The sequence below is a fragment of the Paenibacillus sp. NPDC057967 genome (assembly GCF_042887015.1).
Taxonomy (GTDB): domain Bacteria; phylum Bacillota; class Bacilli; order Paenibacillales; family Paenibacillaceae; genus Pristimantibacillus.
Genome location: NZ_JBHVQB010000012.1, coordinates 60,155 through 76,354 on the forward strand (window position 1 = coordinate 60,155; position 16,200 = coordinate 76,354).

A 16,200-nucleotide genomic window follows, 5' to 3' on the forward strand; every position below is an offset into this window, starting at 1 on the left:
AATACCAGCTGCTACACGTTTGCTCACCGCCAGGCCTTTAAGACTTCACCGCTTCGAGCACTTCAGCCGCATGCCCTTCTACGCTGACGCTGCGCCATTCGCGCACCAACGTACCCTCTTCGTTGAGGATAAAGGTTGCTCGCTCTACGCCAAGGAACGTCTTGCCGCCCCAGCTAAGCTCCTTCCACACGCCGAACAGCTCCGACACCTTATGATCGGTATCCGACAGAAGCAGGAAAGGCAGCTTGTATTCATTGACGAACTGCTCGTGGGAAGTCAGATCATCCGGGCTAATGCCGACGACTTCCGCATTATTTGCCGCGAATTCACCATTGAAATCACGGAAGTCGCAGGACTCAGCCGTACATCCCGGTGTCATATCCTTCGGATAGAAGTAAATAACCAGCTTCTTGCCCTTGTAGTCGCTAAGCGATACGTCTTTACCATTCGAGGCGTGCAGAGTGAAATCCGGCACCGTCTCTCCAACCTTTACTGTTACATTGCTCATCTTGCTTCTCCTCCTCTGAAATACTTTATTCCCATCGCGATTCTCTGCGTATGACCAGTCCCGACTCGCCTTCCTCCAGCGTCAGCGGGCCGATCCCCTTCACGTTAACCTGGAATGAAAAGCATGCCGCTGTCAAATTCGTGAAGTGCCATCTGCGTCCCGGCTTCACGACAATGAAGATGCCTTCCTCATCGCCGACCGGATTGAAGACCGGGTCCCGCCTCTTATAGGTAGGGATGCCGAGCGCCTCCAGCTCATCTACAGCTCGCGGCACATCCTTCGTCGGCAGCCCCATCTCGCTGATGCCAAGCAAATCCTGCTTCGGATCGAACGTCCGGTTCACCGCATTGTCCATCGTATGGCGCGCAATCAGCTCAAGAATGTTGCCTGCCGGATCGAGAAAATATACGGAATGGGAGTTCCACAGCTCGCTGTGGGAGATATCCGATCCATCCTCTGTGCCAAGCTCAATTCGGCTCTCCAACCATTGCTTCGCCTCATCCAGCTTGTTCTCCGGAATATTAATCGCAAAGTGGTAATAAGGCGCCTGTGCAGCGTCTTCTGGCTGATGTAGAAAGGTCAGGCTCGAGTACCCTGTTTGTACCGTAAAGCGGTTCTCCGCAGAATCGATGACCGGCAACTCCAATACATCCCGATAGAATGGCAGCAGCTCCTCCGGACGCTTCCTCGTGAGCAACGTGACCGACTCCATAATCATGACAGCACCTCAAGCTTCTCATAGTAAATCGACTCGCTGCGAATGAACTCATCACGAGCTTCATTCTCTGCAATCATGCCGTATGCCAGCATCAGCTTGGTCAACGCGGCTTCTATGGATATATTTTCAATGAACCGGGCTCCGGCGTCAATCAGCCGATGTGAGGAATCGTACAACGCATCGGATGCGTTTTTGATGGGGCATAAGTAGCAATCGATCCCGAGCTCTCTATTCTTCTCGATAAAAGTGGTTAACGAATACGGTCCGGACTCCAGCGCGTTCGCGGTGCCGGAATGATGCAGGTCATGCAGAATGACTTTAGGCTTTTTCTTGCTGAAGTCGTACAACTCATAATTCAAGCCCGGATACGGCTTTATGTATAACACGGCATCCTCAAGCTTCAGTGTCGACGGTTCCCACGACAGCGTGCTGGCACGCGGCGCTAAGCTGTCCGGATCGGGATTGCGCAGGTCCTCCACCAGCTGGAAGGTTCTGTCGCTGGCCATTTTCCCGTAGACGAGCTCATATGGACTGAGGAATTGATCCGTAAAGGACTCATTCTGAAATATTCTTGTACCCAAGTACACAAGCGGCTCGCTTTTATTGTTTTCGTAGACGACGAAGATGCCGGGAAGCCCCGCATTCACAATAAAATCAATGGAGCTCGACAGATTACGCAGGCCGTTGCTTCTCTCGTCCGCGATCGGATAGTTGCTTGCCGTCAGGACGAGCGGAATCGGAATGTCTGCGAACAGATAACTCATCATCGCTGCTGTATAGGCCAGTGTGTCTGATCCGTGTGTAACAATCAGGCCTTCGTATAGGCTCCAATCGACCTCCCGGATGGCCGCTGCCAGTACAGCCCAGTCATGAGGGGTTAAGTTCTCGCTGAGCAGATTCAGCGGCTGGATCGTATCCAGCTGTACATCATTTCGATAGAAGGGCTGCTTGCGATACTCCTCCAACAGCGTATATGAGCCGCTGTCGCTAACGTTGATCGCCAGTCCCTCCGCCTTGCTTCCAATGGTGCCTCCCGTGAAAATTACCAAAAGCCGCTTCATAAGCAGCCTCCCTCCACTCATATCATGCTGTCATTGTTCAAGATTGCCCTCTTGGGGCAACGCAATACGTCCATCTTACTACCTGTGAAGTCGAATGTCTAAGTGCATTTTGGCTGCTTTATATTTGATTGTTTCACGGCCATCATATTGAGGCAGATCAGAGGAGCGTCTCATCATTTTTTTTATGTAGTGTTCCCAAGCCGCTTCTATATAGCTCAACAACCAAGTGATCAATCAAGTGGCAAGTCGCAATGCTACTGGAATGAATGATGTTAGTTTCTCCGTACAACAGTTTTATTCAACCCGTTCACACTATTTCCGTCCATTCGCGCAATCTAGTGGTGCCACGCAACACTACTCGCCTAGCTTGCCCATGGTTCTCCATTTAGTTGTTTTACACAGCACTAATTCTGCATTTCCTACCATTCGCGCAATTTAGTGGTGTTACGTAACGCTATTGGCCTAGCTGCCCATGGTTCTCTATTTAGTTGTTTTACACAGCACTAATTCTGCATTTCCTACTATTCGCGCAGTTTAGTGGTGTTACGTAACACTATTCGCATCACTGGCCCACATTTCTCCATTTAGTTGTTTTACACAACACTAATTCTGTATTTCCTGCCATTCGCGCACTTTAGTGGTGCCACGCAATACTATTCGCCTAGCTTGCCCACATTTCTCTATTTAGTTGTTTTACACAGCACTAATTCTGTATTTCCTGCCATTCGCGCACTTTAGTGGTGCCACGCAATACTATTCGCCTAGCTTGCCCATGGTTCTCCATTTAGTTGTTTTACACAACACTAATTCTGCATTTCCCGCCATTCCCGTAATTTAGTGGTGCCACACAACACTATTCGCCTAGCTGGCCCGTGGTTCTCCATTTAGTTGTTTTACACAATACTAACCCTTCATTCCAGGCCATTCGCGCAACTTAGTGGTGTCACGCAATACTATTCGCCCTTGCTGGCACATGGTTCTCAATGTAGTTGTTTTACACAACACTAATTCTGCATTTCCCGCCATTCGCGAACTTCAGTGGTGTCACGCAATACTATTCGATCACCCCCGTAACCCAAGCCACTTTCCCATTTAACCGCTCTACACGACGCCATGCACCTCACGCATAATAAAGAAACCCGAACCTCAATCGAGGCTCGGGTTTCCAAAAACTATTGTCCTTCCTTATTGGAGCTAATGACTGCATACTGCTTCAGCTCTCTGCTTGATTGCTCGCGACTTGCCATGAACGGCCACCAGTTGGCCTCGCCAAAGGTGCGCACCATGACCGGAATGAAGAGCGGCAAGATCACGAGAGCGTACAGGAACAGTCCGCATAGGACGACCGTCGCGATCTGGAGCAGCGACATGACGCCGGAAGGCAGCATCGCTGCGAAGGTTCCGCCCAGAATGACAGCCGCGGACATGATGACCGCGCCCATGTTCTTCATTGCCTCCAGGATCGCCTTCTTCGGATCCAGATCCTTGTATTCCCTGAAGCGGTCCATCAAGAAGATGCTGTAATCAACGCCTAGCGCGATCAGCATGACGAAGCCGAAGAACGGCACCGCCCAGCTGATGCCGGACAATCCCAGCATGCGGACGAAGATCACCTCCGCCATCGCCAACGACGTGTAGAACGTAACCAGCAATGAAGCGACGATATAAATCGGAATAACAATGGAACGGAACAGCACGATCAAGATAAGGGAGATGCCAATCAACATCAGCATGACCGTTCTGGAATAGTCACCGTTCGAGATTGTGCTCAAATCATGGTTCATACTCGTAACGCCGCCAATCGCGACCTCCGCACCCGACAGCGATGTGCCTTGGAAGGCCCGTTTGACCGCAGCATTCAGAGCTTCAATCTCAGCCATCGTGTCTTGCGCATACGGATTGCTTTCGAAGATAACGTCCAGCTTCGCCGTCTTGCGGTCAGGCGACATGTAGACATCCAGCGACGCTTGGAACTGCTCATCCTCGATTGCCTCCTGCGGAATATGCCAGCCGGTCATATTCTTATCCGGTGCGTTCGCCAAGCCTTGGAGGTAGCCTCCGGCCGATGACAGGCCGTCCGTCACTTGCGTCAAGCCGTCGACGCTCTGATCCAGTCCGCTTGTCAGCTCGCCGAGCTGATCGCCTAGCGATGCGAAGCCGGACTTCAGCTCCTCCTGTCCTTTGGCAAGATCGCCAAGGCCTTTCGTCACGCCCGGCAGCTGCCCTACAATCTGTCCTTGGCCAGCCGCCGCTTGGCTAATACCGTCCTTCAGCGCTCCGAGGCCTGTCGCGAGTTGCGATAATCCTTCCGCAAGCGCGGACTGGCCGGCAGACGCTTCGGCAAAGCCTTTGTTGGCCTGTTCTACGCCAGTAGAGATACCGGCCAGGCCTTTATTCAGCTCTGCAAGCTGCGTGCCCAGCGCGGCCGCACCCTGCTGCATACCGGACAATGCGCCCAGCGCCTGCTGGAAAGCTTCGTCTTGCTTCAGCTCGGGATGCTTCTCCTGCAAGCTGTCGAGACCGGCAGTTACGCCTGCGAGCCCTTCCGCCAGCTTCGTTTGCTCGGTTGCAATCGCCTCATAGCCGCCGCTTAATTGCGTCAAGCCACCGCCCAAATCCTTATAGCCGGTCAGCAGCTCTGCGCTTCCAGCAGCAAGCTTCTTGGCGCTTTCCTGCGCCTCAGTCAAGCCGCTGAGCAGCTCCTCCGCTCCGACTGTGCCGTCATCAAGCCCCTTCTGAATCGCCTTCAAGCCGGATGCCAGTGCCTCAACCCCGGACCTCAGCTCCTTCGTGCCGCTGACAAGCTGCCCGGCGCCATCCGCCGCCTCCGCAAGCTTAGGCGCATTCTCGTTCAATGCGGTACTGGCATCGGTGAGTCCGGTACTAATCTCGTCGAGACCCTCGCCGCTTTTGCCAAGTCCTTCATCGAGCGTCAGCACTTGATCCGCAACGAGAAAATCGTCCAGGATCGCGCCTGTCGGGCGCGTTGCGCTTCGAATCGTCTTCACGCCTTCGACCTTCGACAGCTCGCGGCTTGCCTGCTCCAATGCCGCAAGGCCTTCCGGCGTATCGAGCGGATCATCCGACTTCACGATCACGCCGGTCGGAAGCGACTCGCCTGGACCGAAGCTGTCGGCAATAATATTGAAGCCTTTGACCGAATCGTATTTGTCTCCGATCTCATCCAGCGAGTTAAAAGATATCGTCCCTTTATATGCCGTCAGGAACGGTACGATGATGACCGCCAGGATAAGAAGCGCCCAGACAGGGCGTTTCAGGGAGAAGCGGCCAACGACATCCCACAACTTGCTTGGCTTATGCTCCAGCTTGCCCTTCGACGGCCAGAACAGCGCATTGCCGAGCAGCGAGAGAAAGACCGGCACCAGTGTGAACAAGGCTAGCAGCAGGATGAGAATGCCTACCGCCACCGCTACTGCCGAGCGGTACAGCACAAAGGTCGAGAAACCGATGGAAGCAAAGCCGACCAGCACCGCCAAGCCGGAAAACAATACGGTTCTGCCCGCAGTACGGTACGTGTGCACAATCGCCTCCGTACGGTCGCTCCGATGCGCAAGCTCCTCCTTATAGCGGCTAATCAGCAGAATGCAGTAGTCCGTTCCGATACCGAACAGGACAGCTACAAGGAAAATCTGCGTGAAGTTAGATAGAGGAAAGTCCGCATACTTCACCAGGAAAGCGACTATTGATTGCGACACCAGATAAGTGAAGCCGACGGCCAGAAGAGGCACAAGCGGCGCCGCGGCAGAACGGAATACAAGGAATAGAATAACCAGAATAAATCCGACTGTAATAAATTCCGTCTTTTTCAGACCCTCTTGCGAGCTCTGTATCACGTCTTCATTAATAATCCAGTTGCCTGTGTAGTAATGATCGACCGATACGCCTTCAAGCGCTTGGTACAAGCCATCCTGTACTTCCTTCAGCTCGCGATCGCCCGCTTCAACGGTTAGGAGTGACAGAATGGTGCTGCCATCCTCCGCCACCATTTGCTCTGCGAGCTCCGGTATATCGAAGTGGGTCATCACGGAGCTGACGCCGAGCTTTTCGCCTTCCGCATCCAGCTTCGCTAGCGCTCCTTCGACTTCCTTCAGATCCGCCTCGCTCAGCCCGCCTTCCTTATGAAAGACAAGCACAGTAGACATCCCCGGCTCTCCGCCTTCTTCCGTGCCGGTCCCACCGATCGCCTTCTCCAATTGTCCGGCTACCGAAGAGGAATATCCTTCCGGCACCGTAATCTGGCCCTTCGTGCGAACCAGCTCCTCCATGGCCGGCGCGCTCAGCATCAGGCCCACCGATCCAAGCAACCAAAGGGCGAGGACCAGCCACTTTAACTTCAACACAACCCTCATCAATGATCTTCCTCTCTTTTCCAAGTCGATCTCTCTAGGCACTACTGGGCGGCTTTCACAACTTTTGCCAGCTTTTCGAAGGTCTCGATGAAGGCGATTGCTTCCTTCTCGTCGAAGTGCTCAATAATATCCGCAAGGACATTCTGCACGCGCTCCTCCAGCAGGCTGCTGATGCGCTCCCCCTCCTCTGTCAGCTTCAAATGAATGACTCTGCGGTCGTCATCATCCTGAATCCGATCAATGAGCCCCTTATCCGACAGCCGGGTAATAATCGCGGTAATCGAGCTTTTGCCCACACAAAAAAATTGAGCAAGCTCCGATGCCGTACTGTTGACGTTATGTCGAAGAAATCGCAGCGTCTTGAACTGATCGACGGTCAATTCCTCTGGCATCAAGTCCTTCACCTTAACATGGAGACCTCGCTCTACGATAAAATTCGCAATCTCGTAGCGGTGGATCAAGGATTTCAACAGGCTGAGGTCTTTTTCCATTTCGTTCCCTCCTCCTCTAATTAATTCTATTGTCGAACTATTCGATAATAGAACTATATCATGACAGGTACAAGCATGCAAATTAACGTCAATCGACCCTCTTTTTTGAAAGGAGGATTTAAGAAAATTTTGTCGAATATTAGGGAATCAACACGACATACATATGCCAAATAACGCGCTTTTATACATCGTATCTATCGTTCATTACATCGCTTCTAACAGCAACTGGAGGACGAACTTGAGCAATCCAACTCATCAACCTCGCAACCAATGGATGATTGCCATCTCTCTCACGCTCTGCGCCTTGCTGGCAGTTGCAGGAGAATGGAGCCAGTTCCATTTCATATACGGCATTACCTTTTCACTCACCAGCTTATTTGTTCTTCTGTCTGTCCGGCTGTTCGGGATCTGGGGAGGGCTTCTGACCGCCTGCGCCGCTTTCCTGGCTGGAGCCGCTTCCGCGGATCTTCTCATGTTCCAGGCGATCGGCTTGCTGGAAGCCCTCATCGTCGGCTTGCTGATGCTCCGGTATCGCGGCCGGCTGTTTATGACGGACCTCTTCTTCTGGCTGCTCATCGGCGCTCCGCTCGTATATTTCTTCTATAATCAACATTATTCAGGGACAGGAATCGATATTAAGCTTATTGCTTGCCTCATCGCAATCAATGGCTTATTTAATGCACTATTCGCGGAAATCGCCCATCAATACTTGCCGCTTAGCCGCTGGAGCGGCATGTCCAGCATCAAGCGTCTGCCCCGATCCATGAGCCAGCTGCTCCTGCATTTGTCGCTCGGCATTGTACTCGTCAGCTTCTTGCTGAATATGCTGGTGAACAGCATCAACTCCTTCAAGGAAGTCAGCTACTACGTGGAGGATATCGCGCTGCAAGCCACGAACACGATTACAAAAGAATGGGGCGCATCCAATGTTCCCTATACGATTCCATCGGATGGCGTATCGATTCGCACGCTGCAATTCCTCATCGACCGTTATACGACGGAAACCTATACGTTCAGCCTGACGAATGACCAGCACCAGGTCGTCGCATCGAACCATCACGGACTGATTGGTACGCATATTGATCCGTTCGGCGAGAAGACGTTCAGGCCAATCAGCGAGTATCTGTATTTCTCATCCAATTACAATAGCTTTAGCCGTTTAAAGCTTTATACCTGGAATGATGAGCAGTTTTTGTTCCAATCCAAGCTCGGCAACGGAACCGGACAAATTGTCATTACGTTCCCACTGGAATACTACCAGAAGTATCTGCTCGGCAAATATTTCACTCATATCTTCTATTTGATCGGCTTTGGGCTTGTAGCAGCCTTTGTCTCGCTGCTCATCAACCGCTCTTTTGCCCGCAGCTTGAAGAGGCTGGCGGTCGTGACAACGAATTTGCCGCTCAAGCTGAAGCATAACAATGCGCTGGAGCTGCCTGAGAGCAGCACGGTCGAAATTCATTCGCTCATTATGAATATCAAGCATATGTCGAGCAGCCTGCTCTATCTGTTCCGTGAATCGCAAAGCAACAACGAACGTCTGGAGATGCAGGCTCAGCTTCTGCAGCAATCGGAAGAGCAGCTCCATCAGCTGGCGTATTACGACATGCTGACAGGACTGCCTAATCGCCATCAGTTCACCCGGCACTTCCAGGAGCTGATTGCCATGAACACCGGCACAGGCTCACGACTGAAGGTCGGCGTGCTGTTCACCGACATTAACCGGTTCAAACAAATTAACGACACGCTGGGCCACGCCTTTGGGGACAAGCTGCTGCAGTTGGCCGGGGGGCGCTTCCAATCCATTCAATGCAAATCCTGCGATGTCTTCCGCCTCGGCGGGGACGAATTCGTCTTTGTCGTCCGTTATCAAGAGGAGGAGGAGCTGTCTCGCCATGCGGAAGCCATTCTGGATTGCTTCGTCGAGCCGTTCATCATCGACGGCATGCCGCTGTTCCTGACCGTAAGCATCGGCATCAGCGCCTATCCGCATGACGGAGACGATATGGATACCATCGTCCGCAATGCGGACATTGCCATGTATAACGCCAAGGAAGAAGGAGATGGCTGCTACCGCTACTTCAAGCCGAATCTGCTGCCTCTCATTGCTGAGAAGATGCGGCTGGAGAACGGTCTGTATAAGGCGCTGCAAGAGAATCAATTCTCGCTCTACTATCAGCCTAAGATTAGCGCCGCAACCGGTGAGTTATGCGGCATCGAAGCGCTGATTCGCTGGAAGCATCCGGAGCTGGGGCTTGTGCCGCCGGATAAATTCATCCCGCTGGCGGAGGAGTCCGGCTTTATTCTGGAGATCGACCGCTGGGTATTCCGCGAGGCTTGCCGCCAGAATAAAGCCTGGCAGGATGCCGGACTGAAGAAGATCAGCGTCTCGGTCAACATATCGGCGCGTCACTTCTATCAGGGCAACTTAAAGGAAATGATCCTCAGCGAGCTGAAGGCAACAGGGCTTGAAGCGCACTATGTATGCCTTGAAATTACAGAGGGCGTCTTCATGCGCAATATCGACCAAGTCATTGATACGATTCTGTACTTGCGCAATCTGGGCATCCAGATCTCGATCGATGATTTCGGCACGGGATATTCGTCGCTGAATCAGCTGCAGCGGCTGCCGATCTCAGATGTGAAGCTTGACCGCTCTTTCATTCAAGGTATTACAAGCGATGACAAAAAGTCGTCTATCGTTCGCGCCATCATCGAGCTTGTCCATAGCATGAACATGAAGGTTGTGGCGGAAGGCGTCGAGACAGCCGATGAATCTCGCTTCTGCAAGGAGCTCAAGTGCGATGAGCTGCAAGGCTATCTGTTCAGCCGGCCGCTGCCAGCCGCTGAGCTGGAGGCCCTGCTCGTCCCAACCGAAAACGTTAGCTAAAAGCCGGTCCCACCTGATACTTTCCTAACATTAGCTGCTAAACTTTTCTAATAAATGCATGTTAGTGTAGGATATTAGGCGGGACCGGTTTGTTCTAACATATTCCTACCATGACGGACAGCCAATTGTCTTGCCAGCCTTTACAACAAACGAGAGGTGTGGCATTCATGTTCAGATGGAAAGACCGCAGTTTGGTCGTAACTAGCTCTCTGGTATTAGCCCTTATTCTGATCGTGCTGATCAGTGCGACGCAGTGGCTATCCTACAACTCCCAGAAAGCAGCTTACAAAGACGATATTACAGATTTGGGCGAAACATTAGGCTATCAACTAGAATTCGAATATGATCTTGTCGCAGCCGCTCATGATGAATTGCTGCAAAGCGGTACCTATGAAGCGGATGCCTTCCGTGTGCTGAAAAGCAAATTCGACGCCATGGTGCGCAATGAACGGGTAACGAATGCCGCCATCTATATGCCTGAAGTGAAAGAAGTGGACGGCAAGCGCACAGCCACCATGCTTCAAAGCAATGAAGAGCTGCACCAGACCGATCTGGGTCCAGGCGAGACTTATGCGATGGCAGAAAGTTTCGATACCGCATTCCAGAAGGCTGAGGCTCAAGGAGCAGCATGGACAGAAATCTATGAGGACGACTTCGGCCATTGGATCACATATATAAAAAGAATTGAGGATACAACGGGCAAAGTTGTGGGCCTGTTAGCCATTGACTTCGACTACGGACACGTCGAAGACGAATTGGGAGCTATGGTGTGGAAAAGCGTCTTTATCGCCGCTGCTCTGTCAGCCGGTGCGATCCTGATTATTACAATATTGGTCCGTCTCGTGCTCCGGCCGCTTCGCAGGCTCGCTGAAGTGTCGGCGCTGGCGGCTGCCGGAGATTTGACAATATCCGTGAATGCGAAGGGCGACAACGAAATCGGGCAGCTGTCCAAATCGTTCAACGGCATGATTGCCAGCCTGCGCAAGCTGACCGGCGATATTCGGAACAGCACAGGAGAAGTAGCCGGCTCGGCGGAAAATATGCAGCAGAGTGCGGAGATGACTTCCCGCGCAACGGAAGAAGTGACGGAAGCGATCCAAGAGGTCGCATCCGGATCGGAATCGCAGCTGCAGAGCTTCCAGGAATGCCAGCGTGCAATGGGAGAGATGGCGGTCGGTATCGGACGGATTGCCGAATCGTCGGCCATCGTATCGGAGATGGCATCGGATGCCACTCATCTGGCTACAGAAGGCGAAAGCGTCATGGAGCAAACGCAGACCCAGATGAAAGAGCTGGAGCAGAATGTGGAGCAGACGGTCGTCACGCTCCGTGAGCTCAGAGATCATAGCGAGAAAATTGAGGGCATTCTTGGCCTTATTGCCGAAGTGGCCAACCAGACTAACCTTCTTGCGCTGAACGCTTCTATTGAAGCGGCTCGGGCAGGAGAGCATGGCAAAGGCTTTGCGGTAGTTGCCGTTGAAATCCGTAAGCTCGCGGAGAGAAGCAAGGAATCCTCGGAGCAAATCAACGAGATTCTGAACATGATCGGCATGCGCACGAGAGAAGCCGCAAGCTCCATGGAGCGCTCAGCGGTGGCGGCTCGCGAAGGCTCTTCCGTAGCGAATCAGGCGGGTGAATCCTTCCGCTCCATCGTAGATTCCATCAAGCAGGTGTCGGCTCAGGTGCAGGAAGTATCCGCCGCATCCGAGCAAATGTCGGCCGGCAGCGAAGAAATTGCCGCTTCACTGGATCAGTTGTCGTACATTGCCCAATCTACTGCGTCTAACGCACAACGCGTCGCAGCCGCTTCGGAGGAGCAGCTGGCTTCCATGCAAGAGGTAGCAAGCGGCTCCGTGCAGCTCCGCAGCCTGGCAACCGGCTTGAATCAAGCCGTCGGACGCTTCAAGACCTAATTCAAGTCCTTATTTAATAAGAGGCCCGCAAGCACGCCATTACGGTGTGCTTGCGGGCCTCTCCTGTTGCCAGCTTATATCCAGACATGATCTAAAGAATCTATAGCAAACATTAAGCTGTCTGAACCGAGCCTTGCTGCAGCTGATACATCGCATAATATTTGCCGCGATGGTCCATCAGCTCGTCATGATTGCCGCGCTCTACGATCACGCCGCGGTCGAGCACCAGAATCTGGTCAGCTTGACGAATCGTCGACAGGCGGTGGGCAATGACGAACGTTGTCCGCCCTTTCTTGAGGACATTCAGCGCTTCCTGAATGACCGCTTCCGTCTCTGTATCGATGCTCGCTGTCGCTTCATCCAGAATGAGGATAGCCGGATCGAAGGCCAGCGCCCGCGCGAAGGAGATCAGCTGACGCTGTCCTGCGGATAGCGTGCTTCCCTTCTCGATCACTTCCGCGTCGATGCCGCCCGGCAGCTGGCTGAACATTTCATAAGCGCCAACGTCCTTCAGCGCTTGAATGACCTTCTCTCTGGAGATCGACGGATCATCCAGACTGACGTTCGATGCAATCGTTCCGGTGAACAGGAACGGGTCCTGCAGCACGATGCCCATATGCTGACGCAGCATCTGCTTTGGAATATCACGCACATCCCGACCGTCTACGACAATACGTCCTTCCCCGTCCTTAATGTCATAGAAGCGGAACAGCAGGTTCAGAATGGAGCTTTTGCCGGAGCCCGTATGCCCGACCAGAGCGACCGTCTCGCCTTGCTTCGCGTGAAAGTTAATGTTTTTCAGCACGTATTCATTCTTTTTATACGCGAACGATACGTTCTCGAATGACACATTTCCTTTATAGCGCTCCAGCCTTCCTTTCGCTACATCAATGCCTTCATCATCCATCAGCTTGAACACACGCTCCGCGGAGACACGGGCCGTCTCCAGATTGGAGAGCTGATTGACGATGCCGACAATCGGCGAGAACATCCGGTTCATATAGTCGATATAAGCGAACAGCACCCCGACCGTAACCAGCGTTCCGAGCGTGCCGCCCCAGAACATCCAGATGACGATCAAGAACAGTATGTTCCGAACGACATTGACCAAGTTATGAGAAGTAATCGAGTTCAGACTCAGTAATTTGTTCTGATACTTGAAGTAATGATCGTTCATCTCAGTGAATTCCTTGGACGTCTCCTTCTGGCGGCGGAAGGCTTGAATAATCGTCATGCCTTGAATCGATTCATTGATCATCGCGTTGATCTCGCTAAGCTTTGCCCGGATTATGCGGTTGTACTTGGCTGCAAACTTCCGGTAAACGATAATCCATACGATCAACAGCGGAATCAGCGGCAGCGTAACAAGCGCAAGGCGCGTATCCAGCAGGAACAGCGCACCGAATATCGCAACCATGTAGATCGTGCCTGTAAAAAAGTTCGCCAACACGCCTACATACAGCTCACGAATCGCTTCCGTATCGTTCGTAATGCGGGATACGACCTGGCCTGCGGCCAGATTGTCATAATAATTAACCGGCAGACGCTGCGTATGTGCATACACGTCATTACGCATCTTGCGCACGATGCGGTTCGCAGATGTCTGCAGCATGAGCCGCTGTCCGTAGGTCAGGGCAGCCACCACCAGCAAGAGGACGAAATAAATGGCTGCCAGCACCAGCAGTCCCGGCACCTCCGGTTTGTAGAAGCTGTACAGTTCCTTGGATTCCAGCTTCGTCACGGGATAGACGTTTTGCTCGCCTGTTGTGCCGTCCGTCACGGTCAGCTCGTTGCCTGTCACTTCCCGCTTGCCCGTCTCGCTCACTAGTGAGCCAGTCAGGAAGTAATAGCTTCTGCCCACTTGCAGCACGCGAGCCTCTTGCCCCTTCCCTCCGCTCTCCTCCCCGGAGAAGCGGTCCTCCCGTTTGTACCAATTGCCTTGATATTGCACGGCATAAGGCTGATCGCCCTCTACCTGATGCCACTTCTTCTCAATGCCAAGAATGTTCTGATCAATCATTCGCTTGGCAATAAGCGGTCCTGTAAGCTCCGCGCATACCGCCAGCACGAGAAGCGCCAACGCGATCAGAATCGTTTTTTTATACAGCATGGCGTATTGAAACAATCGTTTGCCTGTTGTACCCATTGTTCTTGACGCCTCCTATCTATTCAGTCTCAATTGATGCTTCCAACTGCTGACGGTCATATTGCTCGCGGTACCAGCCGCCGCTTGCGAGCAAGCGGTCATGTGTGCCTTCTTCCACGATTTTGCCGTCCTCCAGCACGATAATCCAATCGGCATGCTGCACCGCAGACAGCCTATGCGTTGTAATTAAAGTCGTTTTGCCTGCACGCTCCGTACGGATGCCCTCGATAATCTCCGCTTCCGTCTTCGCGTCGACAGCGGATAGCGCATCATCGAGCATCAGAATTTCAGGATCGGCGATTAGCGCGCGTGCGATACTTACCCGCTGCTTCTGCCCCCCGGACAGCGCAACCCCCTTCTCGCCGACCATCGTATCCAGCCCATCCGGCAGGAAGGCGATGTCCTTCGCGAAGGATGCGCGCTCCAGCGCCCGCTGGAGATCGTCTTCCGACGCATCTGTACGTCCGAAGAAGATGTTCTCCCGAATCGTCTTGGAGAAAAGAATCGGCTGCTGAGGCACATAGCCGATCCAGCCCAGTATGTGATCAATCTTTACATTGCCAAGCGGTTCACCGGATACCCGGATATGGCCTTTGCCAAGCGGATACTCGCGCAGCAATTGCTTGAGCAGCGTAGTCTTGCCGCTGCCTGTGCGGCCGACGATACCCAGTGTTCCGCCCTGATGAAGCTTGAGCGACACGCCCGTCAGGTTATCAACCTCTGAGGACGGGTAGCGGAATGTCACTTTATCGAATTCCAGCGAAGTCGGTTCGCCAACTACGGCTGGCTTCGAAGCGTCCTTCACATCCGGCTTGTAGCCTAATGTCTCATTCACCCGATCCAGAGACGCATTGCCGCGCTGCATAATATTAATCAGCTCGCCGATCGCGAACATCGGCCAGATCAGCATGCCAAGGAAAATGTTGAACGAGACCAGCTCGCCTAGCGTAATTTCGTTATGAAATACGAGGAAGCCGCCGTAGCCCAGACCAATCAGATAGCTGCTGCCGACGAGAATTTTCATTGTTGGCTCGAAGAGCGCGTCGATTTTGGCTACTGCGATATTTTTGCCCAATACCTCATCTGTTTTCGCATTGAATCGCCCTTCACTTGCTTCCTCTTGCACAAATGCACGGATGACGCGTACGCCTGCCACCGATTCCAGCACCTGGTCGTTCATCTCGCCGAAAGCGTCTTGCGCTTCTGTGAACCGCTCATGAATCTTCTTGCCGTAATAGGACATTGCAATTGCCATAAGCGGCAATGGAAGAAGCGCAGCCAGCGTCAGCTTCAGACTGATTGCGGCTGCCATCACGATCAGAATTGTAATCATGAACAAGGTCGAATCGACCAGCGTCAGAATGCCGAAGCCTGCCGTCGTCGCCACAGCTCCCAGATCGTTCGTCGAGCGGGCCATCAAGTCGCCAGTTCGGTTGCGCTCGTAGAATGTAGGCGTCATGCGCAGGAAGTGTCCCATCATACTGGAGCGCAGCAGCCTCTCCAGCACGAACGCACCGCCAAAGAGCTTATAGTGCCACACATACGTAATGAGATACCCAAACACGGTCAACCCGATCCACATATACATAATGCGATTGAACTCGGACGTGCCGAGCGCATTTTGGCTTATCCCGTCTACGATGTAGCCGAGCAGCCAAGGCGGAATAATATCAATAATTCCAGTCAATACAAGCAGCGAGATTGCCAGCGTGTATCGCTTCCATTCCTTTCGAAAGAACCAGCCCAATTTTTTCAATACGCCAAACATCGCTTTTACCACACCTTCCGTCTCGCATCCACAAGTCGGATGCTTCTCTTTCTCTTTCTCTTTCTAATCGGGACTATTGCCGGTTGCTCCCGCTTTCCGCTCATACAAAAAGAGCCTGTCGCCGCAACGACACGCTCTTATCCGGCCTGGAATTTCCCCCGCGCGGAACGCAGGGAAACCCTTCCAAGGCACAATAAAGGCGCATGATTACGGTCACGTAACCCTGCGCCTTTGATATCCGGAATACCCTGATATACAAAGCTATTCTTCGCGCAGATGGATTACGTTAAGGAATCCCATATTAAAATGGCCGTTAAGATCGTTATTCCGCATGT

Annotated in this window: 9 protein-coding genes; 2 read left to right on the plus strand and 7 right to left on the minus strand. The window is 52.7% G+C overall.

Going from position 1 to position 16,200, the window contains the following annotated elements:
* Window positions 1–37: 37 nt before the first annotated feature.
* The 5 genes from bcp to ACFVSO_RS25860 all read right to left on the minus strand — a co-directional run bounded on the left by bcp (window position 38) and on the right by ACFVSO_RS25860 (window position 7,148).
* Window positions 38–508, minus strand: a complete 471-nt coding sequence (gene bcp / locus ACFVSO_RS25840; protein WP_387479552.1) for a thioredoxin-dependent thiol peroxidase — start codon at window positions 506–508, stop codon at window positions 38–40.
* A 25-nt stretch (window positions 509–533) separates the two neighbouring features.
* The gene (locus ACFVSO_RS25845; protein ID WP_387479554.1) at window positions 534–1,226 is read right to left on the minus strand and encodes a ring-cleaving dioxygenase; all 693 of its coding nucleotides are present in this window, start codon (window positions 1,224–1,226) and stop codon (window positions 534–536) included.
* The gene (locus ACFVSO_RS25850; protein ID WP_387479556.1) at window positions 1,223–2,287 is read right to left on the minus strand and encodes an asparaginase; all 1,065 of its coding nucleotides are present in this window, start codon (window positions 2,285–2,287) and stop codon (window positions 1,223–1,225) included. The genes ACFVSO_RS25845 and ACFVSO_RS25850 overlap by 4 nt, the downstream gene beginning before the upstream one ends.
* A 1,172-nt stretch (window positions 2,288–3,459) precedes the next feature.
* Window positions 3,460–6,657, minus strand: a complete 3,198-nt coding sequence (locus tag ACFVSO_RS25855) for an MMPL family transporter (RefSeq protein WP_387479558.1) — start codon at window positions 6,655–6,657, stop codon at window positions 3,460–3,462.
* A 41-nt stretch (window positions 6,658–6,698) separates the two neighbouring features.
* Window positions 6,699–7,148: a MarR family winged helix-turn-helix transcriptional regulator gene (locus ACFVSO_RS25860; RefSeq protein WP_387479560.1), complete on the minus strand. Its 450-nt coding sequence runs from the start codon at window positions 7,146–7,148 to the stop codon at window positions 6,699–6,701.
* A 238-nt stretch (window positions 7,149–7,386) separates the two neighbouring features.
* Here ACFVSO_RS25860 and ACFVSO_RS25865 point away from each other — a divergent pair, with 238 nt between their 5' ends.
* Complete coding sequence (locus tag ACFVSO_RS25865; RefSeq protein ID WP_387479562.1) at window positions 7,387–10,038, plus strand: putative bifunctional diguanylate cyclase/phosphodiesterase; 2,652 nt, start codon at window positions 7,387–7,389, stop codon at window positions 10,036–10,038.
* Window positions 10,039–10,205: 167 nt separating this feature from the next.
* Entirely contained in the window at window positions 10,206–11,951 is a 1,746-nt protein-coding gene (locus ACFVSO_RS25870; protein ID WP_387479563.1) for a methyl-accepting chemotaxis protein, read from the plus strand.
* Between the two features lie 112 nt (window positions 11,952–12,063).
* On the opposite strand, the gene ACFVSO_RS25875 is transcribed toward ACFVSO_RS25870, so the two are convergent.
* Together ACFVSO_RS25875 and ACFVSO_RS25880 are read right to left on the minus strand one after the other, a co-directional pair.
* Window positions 12,064–14,097, minus strand: a complete 2,034-nt coding sequence (locus ACFVSO_RS25875; protein ID WP_387479565.1) for an ABC transporter ATP-binding protein — start codon at window positions 14,095–14,097, stop codon at window positions 12,064–12,066.
* Between the two features lie 19 nt (window positions 14,098–14,116).
* Entirely contained in the window at window positions 14,117–15,865 is a 1,749-nt protein-coding gene (locus ACFVSO_RS25880; RefSeq protein WP_387479567.1) for an ABC transporter ATP-binding protein, read from the minus strand.
* Window positions 15,866–16,200 lie beyond the last annotated feature (335 nt).